Origin of the sequence: Ramlibacter cellulosilyticus (genome assembly GCF_014297465.1) — a bacterium.
Taxonomy (GTDB): domain Bacteria; phylum Pseudomonadota; class Gammaproteobacteria; order Burkholderiales; family Burkholderiaceae_C; genus Ramlibacter; species Ramlibacter cellulosilyticus.
In genome coordinates, this window is record NZ_JACORT010000006.1 from 78,998 (window position 1) to 103,663 (window position 24,666).

28 protein-coding genes are annotated in these 24,666 nt (G+C 70.1%); 12 read left to right on the forward strand and 16 right to left on the reverse strand.

The genetic code is table 11. The annotated features are described in order from the left end of the window. Positions 1–41 precede the first annotated feature (41 nt). Positions 42–602, forward strand: coding sequence for a tetratricopeptide repeat protein (locus tag H8N03_RS14865; protein ID WP_187076982.1), 561 nt, complete (start codon positions 42–44; stop codon positions 600–602). Here the strand turns inward: H8N03_RS14865 and H8N03_RS14870 are convergent. Both H8N03_RS14870 and H8N03_RS14875 read right to left on the reverse strand, forming a co-directional pair. Further along, positions 581–1,687, reverse strand: coding sequence for a tetratricopeptide repeat protein (locus H8N03_RS14870; RefSeq protein ID WP_187076983.1), 1,107 nt, complete (start codon positions 1,685–1,687; stop codon positions 581–583). The genes H8N03_RS14865 and H8N03_RS14870 overlap by 22 nt on opposite strands. Positions 1,688–1,772: 85 nt before the next feature. Next, complete coding sequence (locus H8N03_RS14875) at positions 1,773–2,186, reverse strand: hypothetical protein (RefSeq protein ID WP_187076984.1); 414 nt, start codon at positions 2,184–2,186, stop codon at positions 1,773–1,775. Between the two features lie 129 nt (positions 2,187–2,315). Between H8N03_RS14875 and H8N03_RS26350 the strand changes: the two genes are divergently transcribed. From H8N03_RS26350 to H8N03_RS14890, 4 genes are all read left to right on the forward strand, one after another. Next, positions 2,316–2,450, forward strand: a complete 135-nt coding sequence (locus tag H8N03_RS26350) for a hypothetical protein (protein ID WP_255428227.1) — start codon at positions 2,316–2,318, stop codon at positions 2,448–2,450. 173 nt (positions 2,451–2,623) lie between these two features. Further along, entirely contained in the window at positions 2,624–3,898 is a 1,275-nt protein-coding gene (glgC, locus tag H8N03_RS14880) for a glucose-1-phosphate adenylyltransferase (protein ID WP_187077217.1), read from the forward strand. A 7-nt stretch (positions 3,899–3,905) separates the two neighbouring features. Beyond that, the gene (locus tag H8N03_RS14885; protein ID WP_187076985.1) at positions 3,906–4,136 is read left to right on the forward strand and encodes a hypothetical protein; all 231 of its coding nucleotides are present in this window, start codon (positions 3,906–3,908) and stop codon (positions 4,134–4,136) included. A gap of 42 nt (positions 4,137–4,178) precedes the next feature. Continuing rightward, complete coding sequence (locus H8N03_RS14890) at positions 4,179–5,408, forward strand: multidrug effflux MFS transporter (protein WP_187076986.1); 1,230 nt, start codon at positions 4,179–4,181, stop codon at positions 5,406–5,408. A 155-nt stretch (positions 5,409–5,563) separates the two neighbouring features. Here H8N03_RS14890 and H8N03_RS14895 read toward each other — a convergent pair whose 3' ends face one another. From H8N03_RS14895 to orn, 3 genes are all read right to left on the reverse strand, one after another. Further along, entirely contained in the window at positions 5,564–7,627 is a 2,064-nt protein-coding gene (locus H8N03_RS14895) for a hybrid sensor histidine kinase/response regulator (RefSeq protein ID WP_187076987.1), read from the reverse strand. 96 nt (positions 7,628–7,723) lie between these two features. Then, positions 7,724–9,313 carry a DEAD/DEAH box helicase gene (locus H8N03_RS14900; RefSeq protein ID WP_255428228.1) on the reverse strand — a complete coding sequence of 530 codons (1,590 nt, stop codon included), beginning with the start codon at positions 9,311–9,313 and terminating at the stop codon, positions 7,724–7,726. A gap of 289 nt (positions 9,314–9,602) precedes the next feature. Then, positions 9,603–10,187 carry an oligoribonuclease gene (orn, locus tag H8N03_RS14905; RefSeq protein WP_187076989.1) on the reverse strand — a complete coding sequence of 195 codons (585 nt, stop codon included), beginning with the start codon at positions 10,185–10,187 and terminating at the stop codon, positions 9,603–9,605. A gap of 35 nt (positions 10,188–10,222) precedes the next feature. Between orn and H8N03_RS14910 the strand changes: the two genes are divergently transcribed. From H8N03_RS14910 to trxC, 4 genes are read left to right on the forward strand one after another with little or no spacing between them, the layout of a single operon-like run. Next, positions 10,223–11,482 (forward strand): M48 family metallopeptidase, encoded by a 1,260-nt coding sequence (locus H8N03_RS14910; RefSeq protein WP_187076990.1) that lies wholly within the window; start codon positions 10,223–10,225, stop codon positions 11,480–11,482. Further along, complete coding sequence (locus H8N03_RS14915) at positions 11,479–11,814, forward strand: 4a-hydroxytetrahydrobiopterin dehydratase (RefSeq protein WP_187076991.1); 336 nt, start codon at positions 11,479–11,481, stop codon at positions 11,812–11,814. Before H8N03_RS14910 ends, H8N03_RS14915 begins: the two co-directional genes overlap by 4 nt. Further along, complete coding sequence (gene rsgA, locus H8N03_RS14920) at positions 11,811–12,731, forward strand: ribosome small subunit-dependent GTPase A (RefSeq protein WP_354005133.1); 921 nt, start codon at positions 11,811–11,813, stop codon at positions 12,729–12,731. Before H8N03_RS14915 ends, rsgA begins: the two co-directional genes overlap by 4 nt. A gap of 58 nt (positions 12,732–12,789) precedes the next feature. Then, positions 12,790–13,242 carry a thioredoxin TrxC gene (trxC, locus tag H8N03_RS14925; protein WP_187076993.1) on the forward strand — a complete coding sequence of 151 codons (453 nt, stop codon included), beginning with the start codon at positions 12,790–12,792 and terminating at the stop codon, positions 13,240–13,242. A 112-nt stretch (positions 13,243–13,354) separates the two neighbouring features. On the opposite strand, the gene H8N03_RS14930 is transcribed toward trxC, so the two are convergent. The 6 genes from H8N03_RS14930 to rpsP all read right to left on the reverse strand — a co-directional run bounded on the left by H8N03_RS14930 (position 13,355) and on the right by rpsP (position 17,283). Beyond that, positions 13,355–14,353 (reverse strand): CobD/CbiB family protein, encoded by a 999-nt coding sequence (locus H8N03_RS14930; RefSeq protein WP_187076994.1) that lies wholly within the window; start codon positions 14,351–14,353, stop codon positions 13,355–13,357. 31 nt (positions 14,354–14,384) lie between these two features. Next, positions 14,385–15,101 (reverse strand): CoA pyrophosphatase, encoded by a 717-nt coding sequence (locus H8N03_RS14935; protein WP_187076995.1) that lies wholly within the window; start codon positions 15,099–15,101, stop codon positions 14,385–14,387. Positions 15,102–15,170: 69 nt separating this feature from the next. Continuing rightward, positions 15,171–15,554, reverse strand: coding sequence for a 50S ribosomal protein L19 (rplS, locus tag H8N03_RS14940; protein WP_187076996.1), 384 nt, complete (start codon positions 15,552–15,554; stop codon positions 15,171–15,173). A 108-nt stretch (positions 15,555–15,662) separates the two neighbouring features. Continuing rightward, positions 15,663–16,406, reverse strand: a complete 744-nt coding sequence (trmD, locus tag H8N03_RS14945; protein WP_187076997.1) for a tRNA (guanosine(37)-N1)-methyltransferase TrmD — start codon at positions 16,404–16,406, stop codon at positions 15,663–15,665. Positions 16,407–16,410: 4 nt separating this feature from the next. Further along, entirely contained in the window at positions 16,411–17,004 is a 594-nt protein-coding gene (gene rimM / locus H8N03_RS14950; protein WP_187076998.1) for a ribosome maturation factor RimM, read from the reverse strand. A gap of 6 nt (positions 17,005–17,010) precedes the next feature. Continuing rightward, a complete protein-coding gene (gene rpsP, locus H8N03_RS14955; protein WP_187076999.1) occupies positions 17,011–17,283 on the reverse strand; it encodes a 30S ribosomal protein S16 in 273 nt (90 codons plus the stop codon). A gap of 129 nt (positions 17,284–17,412) precedes the next feature. Here rpsP and H8N03_RS14960 point away from each other — a divergent pair, with 129 nt between their 5' ends. Next, positions 17,413–17,949: a GNAT family N-acetyltransferase gene (locus H8N03_RS14960; RefSeq protein ID WP_187077000.1), complete on the forward strand. Its 537-nt coding sequence runs from the start codon at positions 17,413–17,415 to the stop codon at positions 17,947–17,949. After that, positions 17,946–18,392 (forward strand): NINE protein, encoded by a 447-nt coding sequence (locus H8N03_RS14965; RefSeq protein ID WP_187077001.1) that lies wholly within the window; start codon positions 17,946–17,948, stop codon positions 18,390–18,392. The genes H8N03_RS14960 and H8N03_RS14965 overlap by 4 nt, the downstream gene beginning before the upstream one ends. 129 nt (positions 18,393–18,521) lie before the next feature. On the opposite strand, the gene H8N03_RS14970 is transcribed toward H8N03_RS14965, so the two are convergent. The 4 genes from H8N03_RS14970 to H8N03_RS14985 all read right to left on the reverse strand — a co-directional run bounded on the left by H8N03_RS14970 (position 18,522) and on the right by H8N03_RS14985 (position 22,372). Beyond that, positions 18,522–19,235 (reverse strand): arylmalonate decarboxylase, encoded by a 714-nt coding sequence (locus H8N03_RS14970; protein ID WP_187077002.1) that lies wholly within the window; start codon positions 19,233–19,235, stop codon positions 18,522–18,524. 2 nt (positions 19,236–19,237) lie between these two features. Next, a complete protein-coding gene (locus H8N03_RS14975) occupies positions 19,238–20,209 on the reverse strand; it encodes a tripartite tricarboxylate transporter substrate-binding protein (RefSeq protein ID WP_187077003.1) in 972 nt (323 codons plus the stop codon). A gap of 32 nt (positions 20,210–20,241) precedes the next feature. Beyond that, a complete protein-coding gene (locus H8N03_RS14980; protein ID WP_187077004.1) occupies positions 20,242–21,396 on the reverse strand; it encodes a mandelate racemase/muconate lactonizing enzyme family protein in 1,155 nt (384 codons plus the stop codon). An 85-nt stretch (positions 21,397–21,481) separates the two neighbouring features. Then, entirely contained in the window at positions 21,482–22,372 is an 891-nt protein-coding gene (locus tag H8N03_RS14985) for a LysR substrate-binding domain-containing protein (RefSeq protein ID WP_187077005.1), read from the reverse strand. A 38-nt stretch (positions 22,373–22,410) separates the two neighbouring features. Here H8N03_RS14985 and H8N03_RS14990 point away from each other — a divergent pair, with 38 nt between their 5' ends. Next, positions 22,411–23,649 (forward strand): alpha-hydroxy acid oxidase, encoded by a 1,239-nt coding sequence (locus tag H8N03_RS14990; RefSeq protein ID WP_187077006.1) that lies wholly within the window; start codon positions 22,411–22,413, stop codon positions 23,647–23,649. Between the two features lie 4 nt (positions 23,650–23,653). On the opposite strand, the gene H8N03_RS14995 is transcribed toward H8N03_RS14990, so the two are convergent. Then, positions 23,654–24,664 carry an inorganic phosphate transporter gene (locus tag H8N03_RS14995; protein ID WP_187077007.1) on the reverse strand — a complete coding sequence of 337 codons (1,011 nt, stop codon included), beginning with the start codon at positions 24,662–24,664 and terminating at the stop codon, positions 23,654–23,656. Between the last annotated feature and the right edge of the window lie 2 nt (positions 24,665–24,666).

Genomic DNA, 24,666 nt, shown 5'->3' on the forward strand with positions numbered 1-24,666 from the left:
GAATACCGCGGATGTATTGGCCAGCACTCCTGCCGGATCCCATGAACGCCGACGAACGCTTCCAGGCCCTCATCCGCCAAGGGCTCGCCGCCAGCCGCGACAACCGGCGCGAGGCCGCGCTCGACCTGTACGCGCAGGCCGGCGCGGTGTTGCCCGGGTCGGGCATCCCGCACTTCCTCATCGGGTCCGAGCACGCGTCGGCGGGCGACCTTGCCGCCGCCGAGGCGGCGTTCGCCACGGCGGTGCTGCTGTCGCCCGACTTCCCGCTCGCGCGCTACCAGCTCGGGCTGCTGCAATTCAGCTCGCAGCGTGCAGCCATGGCACTGGTGACCTGGGGGCCCTTGCTATCGCTCGGCCCTGCGGATTCGCTCGGGCACTTCGTGCGCGGTTTCGCGGCCCTGGCGGAAGAGCGCCTCGAAGAATCCGCGCAGCATTTCGCGTCCGGGCTCGCCTGCGCGGATGCGAATCCGGCCGTCGCATCGGACATCCGGCAGGTGCTGGAGGCGGTGCACGGCCTGGTGTCCGGCAAGCAAGGGGCGCCGGCCGACGAGCCCACGGCCAGCCACGTGCTGCTGGCCGCCTACGGCCGCGGCCTCCACTGAGACAGCAGCAACTGCAGCGCCTCGTAACGTTGCATGGGGCGGCTGTCGCCGGCCAGGAAGGCACGCGCGAGCTGCACCGTAGCGTCTTCGGGGTCCAGCGCCTCCGCACGCGCGAGCAACGGTGCGGCCTTCGCCACGCCGCCCGTCAATCCCGTGGCGATCGCCAGCGCGGCCTGCGCTTCGGCCGCCGTGCCGTCCAGGTCGACGGCACGTTGCAGGGCACCCAGGGCCTCTTCCGCGTCGCCGAGCAGCAGCGTGGCCCAGCCGAGGGCCTGCCAGCACGCGGCGTGCGTGGGCGCAGCCGCGGCGGCGCGCTGCAGTTGCTCCTTCGCCAGCGGCACCTTGCGATCCAGCAGGTTGGCGGTGCCGAGCGTGAACCAGGTGCGGCCGTCCCCCGTGGTCCCTTCGAGGGCGCGTTCCAGCCACCGGCGCGCTTGCGCGGGATCGCCCGCCGCGAGGGCGAGCGAGCCGAGCGTCACCAGCGCCTCGCGGTGCCCCGCGTCCACGGCGAGCGCGCGCTCGGCCCATTCACGCGCGGCGGCTGGCTGGTCGCAGTCCAGCGCGACCAGTGCGGCGATGCCCGCAGCAGCAGGCTGCAGGGCACCTGCTGCTGCCGCGCGCCGGGCCCATTCCCAGGCATCTTCCAGGCAACCCAGGTGATGGCACGCGCGAAGCCACTGCACCTGCAGCAGCTCCTGCGACATGCCTGCCTCGCGGAAGAACCCCGGCGCCGCGGCTTCCAGCAGGTCATGCGCGGCCTGGGCATCGCCCTGCAGCAGGTGCACGTAAGCCAGGTCGTGCAGCAGCCCGTGCGCTTCGCCACCCTGGCTGCGCAAGGCCTCGAGCGCCGCCCGCGCCGCTTGCAGGTCGCCGCGCGCGATGTGCACGTGCGCTCGCCGAAGCGGCAGCCCGGGCGCATGCGGCGCGACGCGCGCCGCCGCGGCCAGGAAATCGGAGGCGGCATCGTGCTGCCCGCAGGCCAGTGCTGCGTCGCAAGCTTCCGCGAGCAGCTCCGCGTTGCTCGCGTCTTCATGGAGGTAGGCGGTCAGCCGCTGCAGGCGATCGGATGCGGGCGTGAGGTTCATGGCGGGCCTTGACGTGCAGGCTGCCATTGGATGCAGGAGCGAGGCCGCGCTCAAGGCGGCATGACACGCCCCGCGTGCAACTAATTCACTGCAAGGACGGGTGCTGGCGTTCTTCCGCCTTCAACGCATTCAGCCGCGCCTGCGCCCCGCGCATCACCGCATCGACGTACGCCGGCGGCAGGTCGGCCACGGGCATCGCCTGCACGCGCAGCGGCGTCCGGCGCAGCACCGGTTGGGCGCGCTTCACCGAAGCAGGCGCCGGCGTGGCCGGCACCAGCGGCTCCAGCTCGAACTCGACCGTCTCGTCCATCACCTCGCCGCGCAGGAACCAGTAAGTCACGCCCCCGGCTGCCACGCCGGCCAGCCCGGCCGTCGCGACCACGGCAGCCAGCATCCCTTCGCCCGCCACGTACAGGCTGAACACCGCCACCCCCACCAGCACCACGAAGGCGCAGACGAGCAGGACGAAGGCGACGAGCAAGCGGGTGGCAGCTGGCATGGCGGACTCCGGGCGAAGGGCCGCATGCTAGCGGCTCTGCCGTCGCGCGTGCAGCGGGTGCGGGGCTCCCTTCGTCAGGATGCGCGCTTGTCCTACGAACGACGGACGGCTTGCGGATGCCCAACCGGAATGATCACGCTTGCCAACGCCTTCATCCTCGTGCTCGTCATTGGTGCCGCCGCGCTCGGCATCTCGGCCCTGGTCGAGAAGCGCACCGTGCGCCGCCACCGCGAACACGAGAGCAGCACCAACGCCGCCTCCTGACGCCCGCCTCGTGCGGTGGACGCTGGCGCGCGGAAGGCGGCAGTGTCCTACATGGCTCGTCCTGCGGCTGATCGACAGTGATCGCCGGGTCTACAGGGGGAACCACCATGAAGGAAAACTTGACCATCCTGGACGCGGTCGGCGGCGAGGCCAGCGACACGGCCATGCAGCGGATGATCCTCGCGCGCGACCTGCCCAAGAAGACGATCGCGCTGGTGCTCGCCGGCGGCCGCGGCTCCCGGCTCTACGAGCTCACCGACCGCCGCGCCAAGCCCGCCGTGTACTTCGGCGGCAAGTTCCGCATCATCGACTTCGCGCTGTCCAACTGCCTCAACTCGGGCATCCGCCGCATCGGCGTGCTCACCCAGTACAAGTCCCACTCGCTGCTGCGCCACCTGCAGCGCGGCTGGAACTTCCTGCAGGGCGCGCACAACGAGTTCATCGACCTGCTGCCGGCACAGCAGCGCGTGGACGAGGCGTTCTGGTACCGCGGCACCGCCGACGCCATCTCGCAGAACATCGACATCCTGCGCGCCTACGGGCCGGAATACATCCTGGTGCTGGCGGGCGACCACATCTACAAGCAGGACTACTCGCTGATGCTGCTGGACCACGTGGAGAGCGGCGCCAAGGTCACGGTGGGCTGCATCGAGGTGCCGCGCATGGAAGCCACGGCGCTCGGCGTGATGCACGTGGACGCGGACCGCAAGATCACCGCCTTCCTCGAGAAGCCCAAGGACCCGCCGCCCATCCCGGGCAAGCCGGACAAGGCGCTGGGCAGCATGGGCATCTACGTGTTCAGCGCGGAGTACCTGTACAAGCTGCTCGAGGCCGACATGCGCGACGAGGCGTCCGAGCACGACTTCGGCAAGAACCTCATCCCGCGCATCGTGCAGGACGGCGGCGCGGTGGCGCACCCGCTGAACCTCTCCGCCGTGCCGGCCAACACGCGGCACCGCCCGTACTGGCGCGACGTGGGCACGGTGGACGCCTTCTGGGCCGCCAACCTGGACCTCGCCGCCGACATGCCGGAGCTCAATCTCTACGACCGCGACTGGCCGGTGTGGACGTACCAGGAACAGCTGCCGCCCGCCAAGTTCGTGCCGGACGTGCACGGCCTCAACGGCGAGACTTCCAACGTGCTGATCTCGGGAGGCTGCATCGTCATCGGCTCCAACATCCGCCGCTCGGTGCTGTTCTCCAACGTGCGCGTGGAGGCGGCCTGCACCCTGCACGAGGCGGTGATCATGCCGGACACGGTGATCGGCCGCGGCTCGCGGCTGTCGAAGGTGGTGATCGACCGCGGCTGCAGGATTCCCGAAGGCACGGTGGTGGGCGAGAACGCGGACGAGGACGCGCGGCGCTTCCACCGCACGGACGCGGGCGTGGTGCTGATCACGCGCGAGATGCTGGACCAGGCCGCCAGCGAGACCTCCGACGCCGACTGAGGCCGCCATGCGCGCCACGCTGATCCTGCTGGGCATGCTGCTGTGGCTCACGGCCGCGGCGGCATGGCTCGCGCCGCGCAAGCGGGCCCTGCTGCGCAAGCACCACGCGCACCTGCGCAATGCCGACATCATCCAGCTCACGCGCGACGACTTCGACGCGTGGACGCTGTACCGCGACACCTGCATCCTGCTCGGTGTCGGCCTCGTCGGCGGCCTGGCGATCGTCCTCACCCACTGAACGCTTGGTAATCTCGGGGATTCCCTCCGCGTCTCCCCGTCGATGAACCCCGAAGCCAGCCAGATCTGGACTGCCCCGCGCTGGGCGCTCGCCGCCCTCCTCGCCCTGCTGGGCATGCTGGGGCCGTTCTCCATCGACACCTACATCCCCGCGTTCTCGGGCATCGCGCAGGCGATCGGGGCGACGCCGGTGGAGATGCAGCAGACGCTGTCGGCGTATCTCTTCGGCTTCGCCTTCATGAACCTGTTCCACGGCGCGCTGTCGGACAGCTTCGGCCGGCGGCCGGTGGTGCTGTGGGGCATCGCGGTGTTCACGGTGGCGTCGGCGGGCTGCGCGCTCGCGCAAGGCATCGGGCAGCTGGTGTTCTTCCGTGCACTGCAAGGGCTGTCGACGGGTGCGGGCATCGTGGTCTCGCGCGCGGTGATCCGGGACATGTTCCCGCCCGACCAGGCGCAGAAGGTCATGAGCCAGGTCACGATCTACTTCGGCGTGGCGCCGGCGATCGCGCCCATCGTGGGCGGCTGGCTGTTCGTGCACGCGGGCTGGCACGCGATCTTCTGGTTCCTCACCGCGGTGGGCGTGGCGCTGTGGCTGGCCAACTGGAAGCTGCTGCCCGAGACGCTGCATGCCACGCACCGCCAGCCCTTCAACGTGCGCAACCTGATGCGGGGCTACTGGCAGCTGGGCGCGAGCCCGCAGTTCCTGCTGCTCGCGCTGGCGAGCGGCATCCCGTTCAACGGCATGTTCCTCTACGTGCTGGCGGCGCCGGCGTTCCTGGGCGAGCACCTGCACCTGGCGCCCACCGAGTTCTTCTGGTTCTTCCTGCTCACGATCGCCGGGATCATGCTCGGCTCGTTCGCATCGGGGCGGCTCGCCGGACGCATCCAGCCGAAGCGCCAGATCCGCTACGGCTTCCTCGTGATGGTGCCGGTGTCGCTCGCGAACGTGCTCGCCAACTTCCTCTTCGCGCCGCAGGCCTGGTGGGCCCTGATCCCGATCGCCGTGTTCGCCTTCGGGTGGGCGCTGATGGTGCCGGTGGTCACGCTGCTCGTGCTGGACCTGCACCCGGAACGCCGCGGCATGGCCTCGTCGCTGCAGGCCTTCATCGGCTCCGCCGCCAACGGCATCGTGGCCGGCGCGATCGCGCCCCTGGTGATGCACTCCACCCGGCAGCTGGCCGTGGCCTCGCTGTTGATGATGGGCGTGGGGCTGGTGAGCTGGCTGGTGGTGAAGTGGCGGTGGCCGGAGACGGGGCGGGCGGCAATCGGTTGAGACGGTGGGGTTCGCTTCGCTCACCTGCCGCGGCTTCGCCGCGCCACCCTACGAATACCGGCCGCGTTCCCCGTAGGGTGGCGCGGCGCCAGCCGCGGAAGGTGAGCCAGCGAAGCGGCGAACCCCACCGCGCGCGCAGCGCGTCCGCCGCCTCCTCACGCCTCCGACTTCGACTCCCCTTGCACCAGCGCCAGCAGCTCGCCCACATCCACCGGCTTCGTGCAGTGGTGGTCGAAGCCCGCCGCACGCGCGCGCTCCTGGTCGTGCGCCTGGCCCCAGCCGGTCAGCGCGATCAGCAAGGCGTCGCGGCCCCAGTCGGAGGCGCGGATGCGCTCGGCGACCTCGTGGCCGCTCATGCGCGGCATGCCGATGTCCAGGATCACCACGTCCGGGTGCAGCGCCTCGGCCCGCGCGAGCGCCTGCTCGCCGTCGGCGGCGCTGTGCACCTCGTGGCCTTCCATCTCCAGCAACAGGCTCATCGTGGAGAGCGCGTCCGGGTTGTCGTCCGCGATCAGGACGCTGCGCGGCTGCCCCGCCGCGCGTTCGCCCGCCGCGGCAGGCGCCGGCGGAGCCTCGTCGGCGGGACGCGCCGGCAGCGGCAGCGTCACGGTGAATTCCGATCCCTGCCCGCGTCCCGCGCTCGTCGCCTGCAAGGTGCCTCCGTGCAGTTGCACGAGCCCGCGGCTGAGGGCCAGGCCGATGCCCAGCCCGCCTTGCGCGCGCTCCGCGGCGGCCGTGACCTGGGAGAACATGCCGAAGATCGGCTCGACGTCCTCGGGCGAGAGGCCGATCCCGTTGTCGCGCACCCGCAGCAGCAGGCGCCCGCCGCGCTGTTCCGCCGAGAGCCGGATGTGCCCGCCCGGGTCCGTGTACTTGGCCGCGTTGGAGAGCAGGTTGCCGAGCACCTGCGCGAGGCGCACGGCATCCGCCACGAGTTGTATCGGCTCCTCCGGCAGCACGACCTCCAGCCGGTGCTGCCTCGCCTCGATCAAGGGCCAGGCCGTTTCCACCGCCGCATCCACCACCGCCTTCAGGTCCACGGGCGCGGGGCGCAACTGCAGCTTGCCGCGCGAGATGCGCGACACGTCCAGCAGGTCGTCGAGCAGCAGCGCCATGTGGCCCACCTGGCGCTCGATCACGTCGAGCGCCCATTTCTTGCGCTTGTCGTCGCCGGAGGTCTTGGCCACCAGGGCCGCCTGGCGGATCGGCGCCAGCGGGTTGCGCAGCTCGTGCGCCAGTGTTGCCAGGAATTCGTCCTTGCGCTGGTTCGCCTCCTCCAGCGCCGCGGCCGCCTGCACCTGCTCCGTCACGTCGTGGCCTTGGGCGAAGATGCCCACGATCGCTCCCTGCGCATCGCGCACCGGCTGGTAGAGGAAGTCGACGAAACGCTCGACGGGCGCGGCGTCGGGGGTCTTCTGCAGCACGAGGCGCATGGCGCGGCCGACGAAGGGCTCGCCCGTTTCGTACACCTGTTGCAGCAGGTCGAAGTAGCCCTGGCTCTCCACCTCCGGCAGTGCCCGCAGGGCGGGCCGGCCCTCCAGGTGCCGGTGGCCCACGAGCTGGTAGTACGCCTGGTTCACGAGCTCGAACACGAAGTCGGGCCCGCGCAAGAGCGCGACGAAGCCGGGCGCGTTGTCGAACCAGGTGCGCAGCGTGCGCGCGGCGTCCTGCGCTTCGCGCACCAGGCGGTCGCGCTCGCGCTCGGCCAGCACGCGCCCCGTCTCTTCCGAGCAGGCGCAGAACATGCCGCCCACCTTGCCGTCCTCGTCGTAGATCGCGCTGTACGACCAGGTGAACCAGGTGTCCTCGCGGAAGCCGTTGCGCTCCATCACGAGCAGCACGCGCTCGTTCCAGGTCGATTCGCCCCGCTCCATCACCGCTTCGCGCTGGGCGCCGACCACGTCCCAGATCTCGTGCCACGTCTCCTGCGCCGGCCGGCCGAAAGCCTCCGGGTGCCGCTTGCCCAGGATGGGGATGTAGGCGTCGTTGTAGATGTTGATCGCCGCCGGCCCCCACCACACGAACATGGGGAAGCGGGAGTTCAGGCAGATGCTGACGGCGATGCGCAAGGCCTGGGGCCAGCGCTCCATCGGGCCGAGCGGCGTGGCGGCCCAGTCGGTGTCCAGCAGCAGCTGGCCGGTCACACCGGCGGCGGCGCCACCACGGGAGGCACTGCCCATCAACAATGGCTGCAGGGCGGCGGCGGGGACTTCGTTCACCTGCGGGATGGTAGCTGTCCCACGACAATCTCGCCCGGCCACACGGGAAGCGGACGAAAAAAAAGCGGCCCGGAGGCCGCCTTGTGCATGAGCTGCTTAGCGCGAGGAACGGCCGCGGCCGACATCGCGTCCGCCGTCGCGCGAACCGAAGCCGCGGTCGCGCGAGCCGAAGCCGCGATCGCCGCCGCCGAAGCTGCGGTCACCGCCGCCGAAGCCGCGCGCGTCCCGCTCGCCGCCGCCGAAGCCGCGCGCATCGCGCGGGGCGCCCGACGTGGCACCGAAGCCCGAGTGCTTGCCGTAGCCGTTGCGGTCGCCGCCGAAGCCGCCACCCTGGTGGCGACGCTCGCCGGGGCGACCCGGCTTGCCGCCGAAGCCCTGGCGGGGCGGACGGTTCTCGAAGCGCGCCTTCGGCTCGAGGCCGGGGATGGTCTCGGCGTTGAAGCGCTGCTTGCTGTAGTACTCGATGTCGCCGATCTTGCGGCGGTCGCGGAACTCGGCGAAGGTGATCGCCAGGCCGTCGCGGCCCGCGCGGCCGGTGCGGCCGATGCGGTGCGTGTAGTCCTCGCTCTTCATCGGCAGGCCGAAGTTGAAGACGTGGGTGATCGTCGGCACGTCGATGCCGCGCGCGGCCACGTCCGTCGCCACCAGGAACTGCACCTGGCCATTGCGCAGCGCCATCAGGCGGCGGTTGCGCAGGCCCTGCGACAGGTCGCCGTGCAGCGACACGGCGGCGAAGCCGGCTTGCTGCAGGTCTTCGGCCAGCCCGTCGCACTCGATCTTGGTGCTGGCGAACACGATGGCCTGGTTGATGTTGGTGTCGCGCAGCCAGTGGTCCAGGAGCTGGCGCTTGTGCTGGGCGTTGTCGGCCCAGAACAGCTTCTGCTCGATGTTGGCATGCTTCTCCTGCGGCGAGTCCACCTGGATCCGCTGCGGCTCGCGCATCACGCGCACGGCCAGCTGCTGGATGCGCGGCGCGAAGGTGGCGCTGAACATCATGGTCTGGTGGCGGTTCGCGGTCAGCTGGTGCACTTCGGCCAGGTCCTCGGCGAAGCCCAGGTCCAGCATGCGGTCGGCCTCGTCGACGACGAGGAACTGCACCTTGTCCAGCTTGATCTGGCTGGAGCGCTGCAGGTCGAGCAGGCGGCCCGGGGTGGCGACCACGAGGTCGGCGTTCTGCAGGCGCGCGATCTGCATCTGGTAAGGCATGCCGCCCACCACGTTGGCGATGCGCAGGCCCTTGCAGTGCTTCACCAGGTCGATCGCGTCGTGCGCCACCTGCTGCGCGAGTTCGCGCGTCGGGCACAGGATCAGCGCGCCGGGCACGGCGGCCTTGAAGTTGCGCGCGCTCGTCGGGTTGACGCGCTTGCGCTTGGCCGGCGCTTCGCCGCGCGCGACGGCCTCTTCGTAGGCCTTGCGCTCGGATTCGATCTCGGCGGCCTTCTGCTGGATCAGCGTGTGCAGCACGGGCAGCAGGAAGGCCGCGGTCTTGCCGCTGCCGGTCTGGCTGGAGACCATCAGGTCGTTGACCGCCTTGCCTTCGGCGTCCATCGCCATGGCGCGGCCGATCGCCTGCTCCTGCACGGAGGTGGGCTGGGTGAAGCCGAGGTCGGCGACCGCGGCGAGGAGTTCGGGGGCGAGGCCCAACACGGCAAAGCCGTTGGCCACGGATTCGATTTGTTCCGTCATGAAGATTCCACCGGCGCTGCCCGGGGCGGGCGCGCCGTCATTGAAATGATTGGTAGACATCAACCATTCCAACGACTACGCAGGCAGGGGAGCCTGTGTGCCTCTTCGTGAGGCGGTGCAAGAAGGCGATGCGCGAAAACGCCGCTTTGTCGCGGCGAAGAACGGATTATCGCAGGTTTCGGGTTTTCCCGCACGGGTGCTGGGGTTCGCTGCGCGAAACCCAGCCTACCGGCCCTGGGTTTCGCGACAGCGAACCGTAGGCTGGGTTGCGCAAGGCGCACCCCAGCGTTCAACCAAGCTTCAGGAAATGCTCGCGGTAGTGCGCCAGTTCGTCGATCGACTCGTGCACGTCCGCCAGGGCGGTGTGCAGCTGCCGCTTCTTGAACGAGGTGTACACCTCGGGCTTCCACCGCCGCGCCAGCTCCTTGAGCGTGCTCACGTCCAGGTTGCGGTAGTGGAACCAGGCCTCCAGCTGCGGCATGTACTTCACCAGGAAGCGCCGGTCCTGGCCGATGCTGTTGCCGCACATCGGCGTGGACTGCTTGGGCACGTACTGGCTGATGAACTGCAGCAGCTGCTGCTCCGCCTCCGCCTCGGTGATCGTGGAGGCGCGCACGCGCTCGGTGAGGCCGCTCTTGCCGTGCGTGCCCTTGTTCCAGGAATCCATCAGGTCCAGCTGGGCTTCGCTCTGGTGGATGGCGAACACGGGCCCTTCGATGCGCGGCTGGAGCTCGGGGCCGGTGACCACCACCGCGATCTCGATGATGCGGTCCCGCTCCGGGTCCAGGCCGGTCATCTCGCAGTCGAGCCAGACGAGGTTCTGGTCGCTCCTGGCGAGCGTGGCGGGCGCGGTGACGGGACTCGTTTCGGACATCCGGCCATTGTCGCCGATGGCCGTAAGATCAAGGGATGGACCCCTCCTCCGCGCTCACGCTGGCCTTCGCGGCGTTCCTCGTCGCCGGCCTCGCCGTGAAGTTCTGGTTGTCGACGCGCCAGGTGCGCCACGTCGCGCGCCACCGCGACGCCGTACCCGCGCCTTTCGCCGGCACGATCTCGCTTTCTGCGCACCAGCGCGCCGCCGACTACACCGTGGCGAAGTCCCGCGTCGGACTGCTCGAGACGGCCTTCGGCGCCGCGGTGCTGCTCGCGTGGACGCTGCTGGGCGGCCTGGACGCCCTGAACCGCGGCCTCATCGCGTGGCTCGGCACGGGCATGACCCAGCAGCTCGCGCTGCTCGCCTGCTTCGCGCTCATCTCCGGCCTGCTGGAGATGCCCTTCTCCCTGTACACGACCTTCGTGATCGAGGAGCGCTTCGGCTTCAACAAGATCACCTGGAAGCTCTGGTTCACCGACCTCGTCAAATCCACCGCGCTCGGCGCGCTGATCGGCCTGCCCATCGCCGCCCTGATCCTGTGGCTCATGGGTGCGGCGGGCAGCTGGTGGTGGTTGTGGGCCTGGGGCGTGTGGATGGGGTTCAACCTGCTGCTGCTGGTGGTCTACCCCACGTTCATCGCACCCCTGTTCAACAAGTTCCAGCCGCTGGAAGACGAGACGCTGAAGGCGCGCGTCACCGCGCTGATGCAGCGCTGCGGCTTCGCCGCCAAGGGCCTGTTCGTCATGGACGGCAGCAAGCGCAGCGCCCACGCCAACGCCTACTTCACCGGCTTCGGCGCGGCCAAGCGCGTCGTCTTCTACGACACCCTGCTCGCGAAGCTCTCGCCCGGCGAAGTCGATGCCGTGCTGGCCCACGAGCTCGGCCACTTCAAGCACAAGCACATCGTCAAGCGCGTCGCGGCGATGTTCGCGCTGAGCCTGCTCGGCTTCGCGCTCCTCGGCTGGCTGGCCACCCGCGTCTGGTTCTACACGGGCCTCGGCGTGCGGCCAAACCTGGAAGGGCCGAACGATGCGATCGCGCTGCTGCTGTTCATGCTGGCGGTGCCGGTCTTCACGTACTTCATCTCGCCGCTGATGGCGCGGTTCTCGCGCAAGCACGAGTTCGAAGCCGATGCCTTCGCAGCGAAGCAGACGAGCGGCCAGGAGCTGGGGACCGCACTGCTGAAGCTCTACGAGGACAACGCCTCGACGCTCACGCCCGACCCGGTGTTCGTCAAGTTCTACTACTCGCACCCGCCTGCTTCCGAGCGGCTGGCGCGGCTGGGGGCGGCATGACGTCGATGCTGCAGGCGCGCGACTGGTCGCAGGTACCGCGGCGGGCACTCACGCCGACCGAGATCGTCAAGCGGCTCGCCGACCATCCGGGCTGGAAGCTCAGCGGCGACGGCGACGAGGTCGCGATCGAGAAGTCCTTCCGCTTCTCCGACTACTACGAGACGATCGCCTTCGTGAACGCGCTGGCGCTCGTCGCCCACCGGCTGGACCACCACCCCGACCTGTCCGTGCACTACGACCGCTGCGTCGTGCGCTTGCGCACGCACGCCGTGCACGGCATCTCGGACACCGACTTCGAGTGCGCGGCCCGGGCCGACGCCTTGCTCGCGTGACGGACGGCGAACGACAGGGACTGGTGGTGGCGAGCCATGGCCGCCACTGCCTGGTGGAGTCCCCGGACGGCAGCCGGATCCTGTGCCATGCCAAGGGCAAGAAGAACGAGGCGGTCGTCGGCGACCGCGTGCGCTGGCGTCCCACCGGCGACGAAGGCGTGGTCGCCGGCGTCCAGGAGCGGCGCAACCTGTTCTACCGGCAGGACGAGATCCGCACCAAGTCCTTCGCGGCCAACCTCGACCAGGTGCTGGTGCTGATCGCCGCCGAACCCGAGTTCTCGGAGATGCAGCTGGCCCGCGCGCTCATCGCCGCGGAAGCGCAGCACATCGCCCCGCTGGTGGCGCTGAACAAGAGCGACCTGGTCGAGCCCTTCGAGCGCGCATGGCGGCGCCTGCTGCCCTACCAGCACATGGGCTACGGCGTGCTGCCCCTGTCCCTGAGGATGTCGAAGGACACCGACCGCGAGCACCTGCTGCGCCACCTCCAGGGCAAGACGACGCTGGTGCTCGGCCCTTCGGGTGCCGGCAAGAGCACGCTGATCAACCTGCTGGTGCCGCAGGCGCAGGCGCTCACGGGCGAGATCTCGCAGGCGCTCAACTCGGGCAAGCACACGACGACGGCCACGACCTGGTACTGGGTGGACGCGGAACGCACGACGGCGCTGATCGACTCGCCCGGCTTCCAGGAATTCGGGCTCAACCACATCGATGCGGCCCAGCTGCCGGCCCTGATGCCGGACCTCAAGCCGCATGTGGCGCAGTGCAGGTTCTACAACTGCACGCACCGGCACGAGCCCGGCTGCGGCGTGATGGCGGCCGTGGCCGAGCAGCCGGGCGCCCCCGCCGGCCGCATCGAGCCCAGCCGTTACCGCATCTACAGCAGCCTCTACGAGGAATTGACACAACCACGCTACTGAGCCCTTGCACCATTTCGCCGCGGCCGCATCTAAGAAGAATCAGGAGGCGCCCATCGAAATGAGCCAGTTGCACGTCGTCTGCCCGCACTGCCACACCACCAACCGCGTCCAGTCCGACGACCTGGCCAAGGGCCCGGATTGCGGGAGCTGCCACCAGGCGCTCTTCACCGGCCATCCCGCCAACCTCGACGCCACCGCCTTCGAGCGCCACATTGCGCGCAGCCAGCTGCCGGTGCTGGTGGACTTCTGGGCGCCGTGGTGCGGCCCCTGCCGCATGATGGCGCCGGCCTACGAACAGGCCGCGGCCCAGCTGGAGCCGCGGGTGCAGGTGGTGAAGGTGAATACCGACGAGGCGCAGGGCGTGGGCGCGCGGCTGAACATCCGCAGCATCCCGACGCTGGCGCTTTTCGTCAACGGCCGCGAAGTGGCGCGGCAGGCCGGCGCGATGGGCGCGGCGGACATCGTGCGGTGGACGCAGGGGCAGCTGGCGCGGAGTGCGAGTACGGCTTGACGGCGTAGCGGAATGCTGGGGTGCGCTTCGCGCAACCCAGCCTACGTGGGGGCGATGCCGGCGTTGTGGTTCGTAGGCTGGGTTGCGCGAAGCGCACCCCAGCAATGGACGCTCACCCCAGCAACCTCGCCAGCGTCAACAGCGCCAGCAACACCATCCACAACACCACGGACCGCCACACCAGCCCCACCACCGTCCGAAGGTGCGCGACTTCCGCTTCGCGCCCCGGCGTGCTGTCGGTTCCGATCGGCGGCTCCATGCCCAGGCCGGAAGCCTGGAAAGTCCCCGACGCATTCGGCGCGAACACCGGCTGCAGCGCCTGCCCACCCAGGCGCACGTTGATCGCCCCCGACGTCGCGGCGAGGATCACGCCGTCGTTGTCGTTCGGGAAGCGCTGCGCATAGTTGCGCCAGCAATCGATCGCCTCCTCGAAGCTGCCGACCACCGCGAACGCGATGGCCGTCATGCGCGCAGGCAGCCAGTCGACGGCCGTCCAGGCACGCGCGGCCGCGGACTGCAGCGCCTCGCTCGCGGGTTGCGCGTGCGTGCGGTTGCGCCAGCGCCAGTAGCGGCCCACGAATTCGGCCATCCGGTACAGGACCGCTCCGGCCGGACCGAAGCCGAAGGCCGCCAGGATGGAGAACCACGCCAGCACGCCGAACACGTGGCGGTGCGCGGCCAGCACCGAATATTCGATCACGTGCCGCACGATCTCGCTGCGGGGCAGCTCGCTCGCGTCCACGCGCTGCCACAACGCCAGCAGCTCGCGCGCCCTGCCCTCGTCGCCGGACTCCAGCGCGTCGCGGATCTCCGTGAAGTGGTGGCTGAACTGGCGGAAGCCGAGCGTCACGTACAGCACGATCACGCTCCACACCATGCCCGCGGGCCAGCCGACGAACAGCGTCAGCGCCCAATGGATGCCCAGCGCGGCGAGTGCCGGCGCGACGACGGCGAGGGCCCACGCCACCCACCCGTGCTGCGGCTTGCCCGCATCGAAGTTGCGGCTCACCCAGCGCGCCCAGACGCGCAGGCCGGTGTGGATGGGGTTGTGCGCTCCCAGCGGACGCACCTGCTCGATCAGCAGGGCGAACAGGATCGCGAAGAAGCTCATGGGCCGATGATAGCCGCGCCCATGGCGGCGCCTACGCAGCGAGGAAGCGGTAGAAGTTGCGGATCATCGCCGCCGTCGCGCCCCAGATGAAGCGCTCCTTGCGTTCGTCCGTGTACGGCATCGAGAACCACTCGCGGCGCACGCCACCGAGCTCGATCGCGTGGCGGCGGTGGTGGTGCGGGTCCATCAGGAAGGAAAGCGGCACCTCGAAGGCGTCCGCCACCTCGTATTCGTTCAGCACCAGCCGGTAATCGGGCTTCACCAGCGCCACGACGGGCGTGATGATGAACATGGTGCCGGTGGTGTAGGTCGGCATGGTGCCGATCACTTCCGCCAGGTCGCGGTGCAGGCCGATCTCTTCCTCCGCCTCGCGCAGCGCCGTGTCGGCCGCGTCGAGGTCGGTGTCGTCGCGCTTGCCGCCGGGAAAGGCGACCTGCCCCTTGTGCGTGGTCAGGTGCGCGGTGCGCTCCGTGAGCAGGACCATCGGCTCCTTGCGCATCACCACGGGCACCAGCACCGAGGCTTCCGCGGGCTGGCGGTCGGTGAAGCGCCGCTCCGACTGCAGCTCCGGCTGCCAGTGCGGCGGATGCCCGAATCGCCAGCGGAGGGCGTCGGGCGCCATGCGCGCCGTGCTCACGGGCGGCAGGTGCGTGTCGACGCCGACCACGGGCACCTCGCGCGGGTCGAAGTTCGGGATCTTCGACAGCGGGGTGTCCGGGGGGATGGTGGCGGAAGGATCGATCGGCATATGGGCGGAAAACGAAAAAACCGCCGCGAGCGCAGGGCCGGCGGCGGTTCTGGCGGGCTGCCCCGGGATTTACTCGGCGGCGGCGGCGCTCTTCTGGCCGTGCGAGAGCTTTTCCTTGATGCGGGCGGACTTGCCGGAACGCTCGCGCAGGTAGTACAGCTTGGCGCGGCGGACGTCGCCGCGGCGCTTGACTTCGATGCCGGCGATCAGCGGGCTGTAGGTCTGGAAGGTACGCTCCACGCCTTCGCCGCTGGAGATCTTGCGCACGGTGAACGCGCTGTTCAGGCCGCGGTTGCGCTTGGCGATCACCACGCCTTCGTAGGCCTGCACGCGCTTGCGGGTGCCTTCGACGACGTTCACGGAAACGATCACGGTGTCGCCGGGGGCGAACGCGGGAACGTTCTTGCCCAGGCGGGCGATTTCCTCTTGCTCGAGGGTCTGGATCAGGTTCATGTTTACCTCAGTGATCGTGTCCGCGCTGCACTAAAGGTCCTGGCTCACGGGTGTCGCAGGTGGCGACGGCGGCTGGACGGCCGGACAGAGGATCTGGGAAGCCGGCGATTATAGCGTGGCGAGGAAAGCCTCGTCCGCCCGGGTCAGGCGGCCGGCTTTCCGGGCGGCTTCCAGCAGGTCGGGCCGGTGCTTCGCGGTCAGTGCCAGCCGCTGGTGCCGGCGCCAGGCGTCGATGCGCGCATGGTGGCCGGAGAGCAGTTCCTCGGGCACCTTGCGCCCGTCCCATTCCTCGGGGCGGGTGTAGTGGGGGCAATCCAGCAGGCCGTCCAGGGCGGGGTTGAAGCTGTCTTCCTGGTGGCTGCCGGCGTCGTTCAGCACCCCGGGCTGCAGGCGCGCCACCGCGTCCAGCAAGGCCATGGCAGGAATTTCCCCGCCGGAAAGCACGAAGTCGCCCAGGCTCAGCTGCACGTCCACGTGGGCGTCGATGAAGCGCTGGTCGATGCCTTCGTAGCGGCCGCACAGGAGGATGGCGCCCTCGCTCGCCGACCAGGATTCCACGCCGGCGTGGTCCAGCTTCCGGCCGATCGGGGAAAAGAGCACGACCGGCGCGGCATCGCCCCGGTCCGTCTTCAGGGCGGCGAGGCAGCGCGCCAGCGGCTCCGCCAGCATCACCATGCCGGGGCCGCCGCCGAAGGGCCGGTCGTCCACGCGCCGGTAGTTGCCTTCGGCGAAATCGCGCAGGTTCCACAGGCGCACGTCGACCTGCTTCGTCTCGTAGGCGCGGCGGGTGACGCCGGCGGCGAGGAACGGCGCGAAGAGCTCGGGGAAGAGCGTGACGACGTCGAAGCGCATGGCTTCAGTAGTCGGGTTGCCAGTCGACGGTGATGCGCTTCGCGGCCTGGTCCACGCCGTCCACGTATTGCGAGACGAAGGGGATCATGCGCTCTTGCGCCTTGCCCTCTTCCTCGTAGCCGACGACCAGCACGGTCTGCGGGCCCGTGGCCATGAGGTCCGTCACCTTGCCGAGGTGCACGCCTTCGCGGTTCACCACGTCGAGGCCCATCAGGTCGACCCAGTAGAACTCGTCGGCGTCCGCCGTCGGGAAGGAGGAGCGGGGAATGAAGATGCGGGCGCCCTTGAGCGCCTCGGCCCCGTTGCGATCTTCCACGCCATCGGCGCGCGCGACGATCGAATCGGAATGATCCTTCGTCTCGCGCACGCGCAGCAGCACCGTCCCGGAGAAGGTCTTGGCGCCTCTCTCGGACGGCTGCAGGTACCAGCGGGTGGAAGAAAGAAGCGCCTGGGGCTCGGCGCTGTGGGGGAGGACCTTGAACCAGCCCTTGACCCCCCATGCATCGGCGATGCGCCCGACTTCGATGGCGTCCGCGGGCAGGTCCGCGGGCTCGATCGCTGCCGGCAGCGTGGCTGCCGGCCGGCCGGGTGCGGCCATGCTGGCTTAGGCCTGGGCGGGAGCCGCGGCTTCGCCGGCGGCCGGGGCTTGCTTCAGCAGGCGCTCGACGGTCGGGGACGCCTGGGCGCCGACGCCGCGCCAGTAGGTCAGGCGGTCCTGCGCGACGCGCAGCTTTTCCTCGCCGTCCTTGGCGACCGGGTTGTAGAAGCCCAGGCGCTCGATGAAGCGGCCGTCGCGCCGCACGCGCTTGTCGGCGACGACGATGTTGTAGAACGGACGGTGCTTCGCACCGCCGCGGGAGAGTCGAATGACGACCATGATTTATCCTTCGGGTGGATGAGGCAGGTTCCTTCCGGGAACATGCCGATGATTTTCCGGCGTTGAGACACGCGACTGGCCACCCGGCCAGCGACACGCCGAAAAGCCCGCGATTATAGCTTTTCCGCCATGCCCCTGATTCTTCGCCCCAGTACCGACGCCGACGTGCCCGCCATCACGGCCATCTACTCCCACCACGTCACCCATGGCACGGGCACGTTCGAGACCACGCCACCCACCGAGGCGGACATGGCCACGCGCCGCGCCGACGTGCTCGCCAAGGGCCTGCCCTACCTCGTCGCGGACCTCGACGGTCGCGTCGTGGGCTTCGCCTACTGCCAGTGGTTCAAGCCCCGCCCCGCCTACCGCTTCTCCGCGGAAGACTCCATCTACCTCGACCCCGACGCGGCCGGCCAGCGCCTGGGCAACAAGCTGCTGACCGAACTGGCGAAGCAGGCGGAAGCGGCGGGCGTGCGCAAGCTGATCGCCGTGATCGGCGACTCGGGCAACGTGCGCTCCATCGGCGTGCACCGCGCCGTGGGCTTCCGCCACGTGGGCACCATCGAGTCCTGCGGCTGGAAGTTCGACCGCTGGCTCGACATCGTGCTGATGGAGAAATCGCTCGGCGAAGGCAACCGCACGGCGCCCGAGGCGGCGCCGAAATGAAAAGCAAGACCCTCGCGGCCTGGCTGGCGTTCCTCGGCGGCCCCTTCGGGCTGCACCGTTTCTATCTCCACGGCTTCGGCGACTGGCTCGGCTGGCTGATGCCCGTGCCCACGCTCCTGGGCGCCTACGGCGTGCTGCGCATGTGGAACCTGGGGCAGGACGACGTGGCGAGCTGGCTGCTCGTGCCCGTGCTCGGGTTCACCTTCGCCGGCTGCTGCCTCACGGCCATCGTGTACGGCTTGCGCAAGCCGGAGGAGTGGAACGCGCGCTTCAATCCGGGCGCGGATCCGGAAGCTCCCGCGGGTGCCACCCGCTGGGCGACGATCTGGGCGATCGTGCTGTCGCTGATGATCGGCGCCGCGGTGCTCATGACCAGCATCGCCATGAGCTTCCAGGCCTACTTCCAGGACCAGGTGGAAGCGGGGCGGGAGATCTCGCGGTAACTCGTGGCGGCCGGCGCACGCCGGGACGTTCTCGCCCGCGCACGCCGGGACCTCCTGTAGGGTGGCGCGGCGAAGCCGCGGAAGGTGAGCGAAGCGAACCCCACCGGAGGGCGCTCCGCAGTTGCGCGTTCAGGCGAACAACTTGCCGAAGCCCGCGCTGCTGGCGTCCCCGCCCGCCAGCCGCACGACGTCCCAGAACCCTGCCGGCGAACTGGCCGTCGCCGGCACGCCGACTTCGTCTTCCAGCCGGCGGATCGCGTCCAGCGTCAGCAGCCCGCCGCACGAGATGAAGATCCCTTCCGCGGAAGGATCCTGCGCATACACCTTCTTGGCCAGCGCGACGAGCTGCTCGGTGCTGACCTCGCCGACCTCCTTCACGCCGGTGATGGACATGCCTTCGATCGCCGTCACGGTGAAGCCCGCGTGCGTCAGGTAGGCCTGCAGCTTGTCGTTCAGTTCGTCGATGTACGACGTCGCCACCGCCACGCGCTTCACGCCCAGCTGCTGCAAGGCGCGCACGATCGCATGGCTCATGGTGGTGCAGGGCACGCCCGTGGCCTCCTCCATCGCGCGGCGCAGCGACTCGGTGAATTCCGGGCCGCGGTAGAAGCTGATGGAGGTCCCCATCATCGACACCACCTCGGCGCCGGCCTTGCGCAGTTCGACGGCGCGTTCGACGATGCCGTCCACGACGGGCGCGAAGCCTTCCGGCGACACGCCGCCGATGCCGAGCCCGCGCGCGATGAAGCGGTAGCGGTCGCCATAGAGCATGGGCCCGTCCTGCGGCACCTGCCCGTGCGCGGGCGGGACCACCAGGCCGATGCAGGGTGTGCGCGTGGCCATGCTCATTCCGCCGAGATCTTCTGGTCCTTGATCAGCTTGCCCCAGGCCACCGACTCGCGCTGCATCTCGGTTCCGAGCTGCGCCGGCGGCATGTACGACGGGATCGTGCCCTGCAGGGCCGCGGCCTGCGCGAGGTCCGCGCTCGCGAGCACCGTGCGCACGGCCTCGTTCAGCTTCTCCACCACGGCTTGCGGCGTCCCGTTGGGGGCCAGCAGCATCAGGCGCGGCGCCACGTCGAAGCCGGGCAGCGCATCGGCCATGGCGGGGACGTTCTCGGCACCGGGGAGCTTGGCCGTGTTCAGCAGCGCCACGGCGCGCACCTTGCCCGCCTTCGCCTGCGCCAGTCCGGCGGTGGCGCTCACGACGCCCAGCGGGATCTGGCCGCTCATCACGTCCGGCATGATCTGCGAGGCGCCGCGGTAAGGCACGTGCACGATGAACGTGCCGGTGCGCGCCTTCATCATCTCGAAGCCCAGGTGGTGCACGGTGCCGACGCCGGAGGTGGCGTAGGAGTAGCGGCCCGGGTTCTTCTTCAGCAACGCGACGAGTTCCTTCGGGTTGCTCGCGCCCAGGCTGTTGTTCGCCACGATCATCAGCGGCGCGACGAAGGTACCGGCGACCGGCATCAGCGCCTTCAACGGGTCGACCGGGCTCTTCGCCTGCAGGTACGGCGCGATCAGCAGGCCGCTTTCCCCCATCAGCAGCGTGTAGCCGTCCGGCGCGGAACGCGCGACGAGGTCGGCGGCGATCATGCCCGTGGCGCCGGGGCGGTTCTCCACCACCACCTGCTGGCCGAGGATGGCGGGCAGGCGCGACGACAGCATGCGCGCCAGCGCGTCGACGCCGCCTCCGGCGCTGTAGCCCACCAGCAGGCGGATCGGCTTGTTCGGAAAGTCCGTCTGCGCGCCGGCCAGCGGGGCGGCGGCGGCGAGGGCAGCCGCGAGCACGGCGCGGCGGGTCAAGGATGTCTTCACTGCTTCGTCTCCTGTTCGTGTTCGTTGCGGGCTCAGGCCTTGCCGACGCCGCGCGATCCGGGGCGCTTGGCCAGTTCGGCGACGCGCTCGCGGTTCGGTTTGAAGCCCAGGCCGGGGGTGTCGGGCAGCGCCAGCATGCCATGGGTCGGCTCGGGCAGCCCGTCGAAGACCTGCTTGCAGACCTCGACGGCCACCGAGTGGTATTCCACCAGCGAACCATTCGCGAGACCCGCGTGCAGGTGCATGTTGTGGTGCGGCCAGGCGCCGCCGTTGGCGAACTGCGCGTTGAACGCGGCCGCCATGCCCGCGATGCGCAGGCACTGCGTGTAGCCGCCGGTGATGCAGGCGTTGGGCTGCACCACGTCCACCGCCTGCGCCGCCAGCATGTCGCGGAAGCGGCTGGCGAGGCCTTCGTTCTGGCCGGCGGCGAGCGGGATGCGCGTCTTCTGGCGCAGCTTCACCATGTTGGGGATGTCGTTCTGCGACACCGGCTCCTCGAAGAAGGCGATGCCCAGGTCCTCGATGCGTTGCGCGAGGGCCGAGGCGTGGAAGTAGTCCAGGCTGCAGTTCGCGTCGATGAAGATCTGCACGTCGGGGCCTACGGCGGAACGCACGGCCTCGATGCGCTTCACGTCCTCGGCGATCACTTCGGCCAGCGGCCGCGGCTCGTCGCGCCGCTGCAGCGCGTGGTGGCCCACCGTCATCTTCAGGCGCTTGAACCCGCGCTCCACCCAGCTCTTCGCGGCGGCCGCGAGCTCCTCGCGGTCGAAGAAGGCGAAGCCGAAGGTGGCGTACACGGGCACCTGCGCGCGCGCGCCGCCGAACAGCTTCCACACCGGCTGGCCGAGGATCTGGCCCTTGAGGTCCCACAGCGCGAGGTCGATGGCGGCGATGGCGTGGCTCGCGTAGCCCGACTGGCCGCGCGGGGTCAGCAGCCAGTACAACCTGTCCCAGATCTGCTCGTGCCGCAGCGGGTCCATGCCCACGAGCGCGTGGCCCGCGACGTCGTTCACGACGGAGGCGATGACTTCCTCCTCCGTGATGGCGGTCATGCCGGTGCCGACGCGGCCGTCATCGAGCTCCACGTCGACGAGGCACAGGGACAGCGAAGTGGACTTGGCGCGGGCGCCGGTGCCCATGGTGATGGGCAGGTTGAGCGGGGTCGCTCGGACGGATGCGATCTTCATACCGCGGCGAGTCTGCGGGCTCGGCCGCCCCGCGGGCAAGCGGTGTGCGCGAAGGGGGCTTTCGCGAAAGGCGAAATCCCCGGGTTTACCCCGAGCGCAGCGCCTCGACCAGCGTGCGCGCCGCGGCCGGCGCCTCCACCGCGGTGCGCAGCGCGAGGTAGTGCGTGCGCTGCGCCCAGTCCTCCGCCAGCGGCACGGCCTTCACGGGCAGGTGCGCGAGCTGCGGCGCGATCGCCTCCATGGGCAGCACCGCCACGCCGAGCCCGGCCGCCACCATCCGCGAGGCCGCATCGAAGCTGCGCATCTGCATGCGCACCTGGATCGGCTCGCCGATCGCCGCTGCGGCGTTGAAGAGGCGCGTGGCCACGGCGTTCGCGCCCGCCAGCACGATGAAGTTCTCGGCCAGTATTTGCGGCAGGCGCAGCTCGCGCTCGCCCGCGAGCGGATGCTGCGCGGGCACCACGAGCGCGAGCTGGTCGCGGAAGAAGGGCGTGAAGGCGAGGTCGCGCGACTGGATGGCGACGTCGACCACGCCGACGTCGGCGCGTCCTTCGAGCAGCGCGCCGAGGATCTCGGGGCTGATGCGCTCCTCCACGTCGACGTGGATGCGCGGATGGCTGCGCATGAACGCTTCCAGCCGCGGCGGCAGCACCTCCAGCAGCGCGGACGCATTCACCAGCATGCGCACGTGGCCCGCGAGGCCGAGGCTCCAGTCGCGCAAGTCGGTGGCGAGCTGGTCGGCGCCATCCAGCAGTTCGCGCCCGCGCTGCACCAGCATGCGGCCCGCGGGCGTGAGCGCCACGCCGCGCGGCGAGCGTTCGAAGATGCGGATGCCCAGGCTCGCCTCCATCGACGAGATGCGCGCGCTCGCCGCAGCGACCGCCAGCTGCAGCCGGTCGCTGCCCGCGCTGATCGAGCCGGAGTCGGCCACCGCGATCACCACGCGCAGCGTGAGGAGGTCCAGTCGCTCGGTCATGCGGCGATTATCCAGCGCTGCTCGTTATGATCCCGCGCATGAACGCGGACGAGCGGTACCTGTCTTTGCACGATTTCGAAACGGCGGCGCGCGCGCGCCTGCCCCGCGGCCTGTACGGCTTCGTCGCCGGCGGTTCCGCCGACGGCTGGTCCGCCGCGAACAACCGCGCGGCCTTCGACCGCTGGGCGCTGGTGCCGCGCACGCTGGCCGCAGGCCCCACGCGCCGGCAGGACCTCACCCTCTTCGGCCAGTCCTTCGCGTCGCCCTGCGGCATCCCGCCGCTCGGCGTGAGCGCCCTCTTCTGCTTCGACGCCGACGCCGCCATGGCGCGCGCGGCCGCGGCGGCGCGCGTGCCCTTCATCCTCAGCGGGGCATCGCTCACGCCGATGGAGCGCATCTTCGCGGCCTGGCCGCAGGCCTGGTTCCAGGCGTACGTCGATGGCGACCGCGCGCGCATCTCCCGTCTCCTCGCGCGCCTGCACCGCACGTCGTGCCAGGTGCTCGTGCTCACCGTGGACACGCCAGTGCCGCCCAGCCGCGAGCTGAGCCTGCGCCACGGCTTCTCCATTCCCGTGCGCCCGGGGCTGCGGCTCATGGCGGACACCCTGCTGCACCCGGGCTGGCTGCTCGGCACGGCGGCACGCACCGTCCTGGCCGGCGGCATCCCGCGCATGGAGAACCAGGACGACGTGCCGCTGAACCGCGTGACCGACGCGCCCGCGGGCCCCGCGCATCCGCCGCTTTCCTGGGACGACTTCCGCTTCATCCGCGGCTGCTGGGACCGCGCGCTGGTGGTCAAGGGCGTGGTGAGCGCGCAAGACGCGCTGCGCTACCGCGCCCTCGGCGCCGACGGCCTGGTGCTCTCCAACCACGGCGGCCGCCAGCTCGATGGAACGATCGCGCCGCTCGACGCGCTGCCTGCCATCCGCGACGCGGTGCCGGGGCTGCCCCTGCTGCTCGATGGCGGCATCCGCCGCGGCACGGACGTGGCCAAGGCGCTGGCGCTCGGGGCGGTGTGCACGTTCACGGGGCGACCGATCCTCTTCGCCGCGGCCGCTGCCGGCGAAGGGGGCGTAGCACGCGCACTGGCGCTGATGCACGCGGAAATCGATCGTACCCAGGCGCTGCTCGGTGCGCGGACGCTCGCGGAGATCGGCCCGGCGCACCTGGCGCCCGCGACGGAGCCGCTGCGGCATGCGCCGGAACATGGGTCGGCGGACGTCCCGGACGTGCCCGCCCTCGGCGACACCGCCCGCGCGGGGCGGCTCGCCGCGTGAGGCCCTAGAACAGCTGCAGGCTGACCCAGTACGCGATCGCGGCGACGAACGCGCTCGCCGGGATCGTGAAGATCCACGCCCACACGATGTTGCCGGCCACGCCCCAGCGCACCGCGCTCATGCGCTGCGTGGAGCCCACGCCGACGATGGCGCCGGTGATCGTGTGCGTGGTCGAGACCGGGATGCCCATCGCCGTGGCGATGAACAGCGTCAGCGCCCCGCCGGTCTCCGCGCAGAAGCCGCCGACGGGCTTGAGCTTGGTGATCTTCTGGCCCATGGTCTTCACGATGCGCCAGCCGCCGAACATGGTGCCCAGGCCGATCGCGATGTAGCAGGCGATGATCACCCAGCTCGGCGGACGGTCGGCTTCCGCCGCGACGTAGCCGGTGGCCACCAGCAGCATCCAGATGATGCCGATGGTCTTCTGCGCGTCGTTGCCGCCGTGGCCCAGGCTGTAGGCGCCGGCCGAGACCAGCTGCAGCCGGCGGAACCACTTGTCCACCTTGTTCGGCCGCGTGGTGCGGAAGATGTTGGAGACGATCACCATCATCAGCGAGCCGAGGATGAAGCCCAGCGTCGGCGACACGAAGATGAAGATCACGGTCTTCCAGATGCCCGCCGCGATCAGCGAACTGGCGCCGGCCTTGGCGATCACGGCGCCGCAGATGCCGCCGATCAGCGCGTGCGAGGAGCTGCTGGGGATGCCGTACCACCAGGTGATCACGTTCCAGGTGATCGCGCCCACCAGGGCGCCGAACACCACGTGCGTGTTCACCACGCCGGGCTCGACGATGCCCTTGCCCACGGTGGCCGCCACGCTCAGGTGGAAGATGAAGATCGCCACCATGTTGAAGAAGGCGGCGAACACCACGGCCTGGGTCGGCTTCAGCACGCCCGTGGAGACCACGGTGGCGATGGAGTTGGCCGCGTCGTGGAACCCGTTCATGAAGTCGAACAGGATGGCGACGGCCACCAGCAGGATCACGACCCAGAGGGCCGCTTGCGTCACTTCCATGC

What these genes read in the sequence shown, in the direction of transcription:
- H8N03_RS14865 (WP_187076982.1), top strand. Translation starts at nt 42, where the DNA reads ATGAACGCCGACGAACGCTTCCAGGCCCTCATCCGCCAAGGGCTCGCC.
- H8N03_RS14870 (WP_187076983.1), bottom strand. Translation starts at nt 1,687, where the DNA reads ATGAACCTCACGCCCGCATCCGATCGCCTGCAGCGGCTGACCGCCTAC.
- H8N03_RS14875 (WP_187076984.1), bottom strand. Translation starts at nt 2,186, where the DNA reads ATGCCAGCTGCCACCCGCTTGCTCGTCGCCTTCGTCCTGCTCGTCTGC.
- H8N03_RS26350 (WP_255428227.1), top strand. Translation starts at nt 2,316, where the DNA reads ATGATCACGCTTGCCAACGCCTTCATCCTCGTGCTCGTCATTGGTGCC.
- glgC (WP_187077217.1), top strand. Translation starts at nt 2,624, where the DNA reads ATGATCCTCGCGCGCGACCTGCCCAAGAAGACGATCGCGCTGGTGCTC.
- H8N03_RS14885 (WP_187076985.1), top strand. Translation starts at nt 3,906, where the DNA reads ATGCGCGCCACGCTGATCCTGCTGGGCATGCTGCTGTGGCTCACGGCC.
- H8N03_RS14890 (WP_187076986.1), top strand. Translation starts at nt 4,179, where the DNA reads ATGAACCCCGAAGCCAGCCAGATCTGGACTGCCCCGCGCTGGGCGCTC.
- H8N03_RS14900 (WP_255428228.1), bottom strand. Translation starts at nt 9,313, where the DNA reads ATGACGGAACAAATCGAATCCGTGGCCAACGGCTTTGCCGTGTTGGGC.
- orn (WP_187076989.1), bottom strand. Translation starts at nt 10,187, where the DNA reads ATGTCCGAAACGAGTCCCGTCACCGCGCCCGCCACGCTCGCCAGGAGC.
- H8N03_RS14910 (WP_187076990.1), top strand. Translation starts at nt 10,223, where the DNA reads ATGGACCCCTCCTCCGCGCTCACGCTGGCCTTCGCGGCGTTCCTCGTC.
- H8N03_RS14915 (WP_187076991.1), top strand. Translation starts at nt 11,479, where the DNA reads ATGACGTCGATGCTGCAGGCGCGCGACTGGTCGCAGGTACCGCGGCGG.
- trxC (WP_187076993.1), top strand. Translation starts at nt 12,790, where the DNA reads ATGAGCCAGTTGCACGTCGTCTGCCCGCACTGCCACACCACCAACCGC.
- H8N03_RS14930 (WP_187076994.1), bottom strand. Translation starts at nt 14,353, where the DNA reads ATGAGCTTCTTCGCGATCCTGTTCGCCCTGCTGATCGAGCAGGTGCGT.
- H8N03_RS14935 (WP_187076995.1), bottom strand. Translation starts at nt 15,101, where the DNA reads ATGCCGATCGATCCTTCCGCCACCATCCCCCCGGACACCCCGCTGTCG.
- rplS (WP_187076996.1), bottom strand. Translation starts at nt 15,554, where the DNA reads ATGAACCTGATCCAGACCCTCGAGCAAGAGGAAATCGCCCGCCTGGGC.
- trmD (WP_187076997.1), bottom strand. Translation starts at nt 16,406, where the DNA reads ATGCGCTTCGACGTCGTCACGCTCTTCCCCGAGCTCTTCGCGCCGTTC.
- rimM (WP_187076998.1), bottom strand. Translation starts at nt 17,004, where the DNA reads ATGGCCGCACCCGGCCGGCCGGCAGCCACGCTGCCGGCAGCGATCGAG.
- rpsP (WP_187076999.1), bottom strand. Translation starts at nt 17,283, where the DNA reads ATGGTCGTCATTCGACTCTCCCGCGGCGGTGCGAAGCACCGTCCGTTC.
- H8N03_RS14960 (WP_187077000.1), top strand. Translation starts at nt 17,413, where the DNA reads ATGCCCCTGATTCTTCGCCCCAGTACCGACGCCGACGTGCCCGCCATC.
- H8N03_RS14965 (WP_187077001.1), top strand. Translation starts at nt 17,946, where the DNA reads ATGAAAAGCAAGACCCTCGCGGCCTGGCTGGCGTTCCTCGGCGGCCCC.
- H8N03_RS14970 (WP_187077002.1), bottom strand. Translation starts at nt 19,235, where the DNA reads ATGGCCACGCGCACACCCTGCATCGGCCTGGTGGTCCCGCCCGCGCAC.
- H8N03_RS14980 (WP_187077004.1), bottom strand. Translation starts at nt 21,396, where the DNA reads ATGAAGATCGCATCCGTCCGAGCGACCCCGCTCAACCTGCCCATCACC.
- H8N03_RS14985 (WP_187077005.1), bottom strand. Translation starts at nt 22,372, where the DNA reads ATGACCGAGCGACTGGACCTCCTCACGCTGCGCGTGGTGATCGCGGTG.
- H8N03_RS14990 (WP_187077006.1), top strand. Translation starts at nt 22,411, where the DNA reads ATGAACGCGGACGAGCGGTACCTGTCTTTGCACGATTTCGAAACGGCG.
- H8N03_RS14995 (WP_187077007.1), bottom strand. Translation starts at nt 24,664, where the DNA reads ATGGAAGTGACGCAAGCGGCCCTCTGGGTCGTGATCCTGCTGGTGGCC.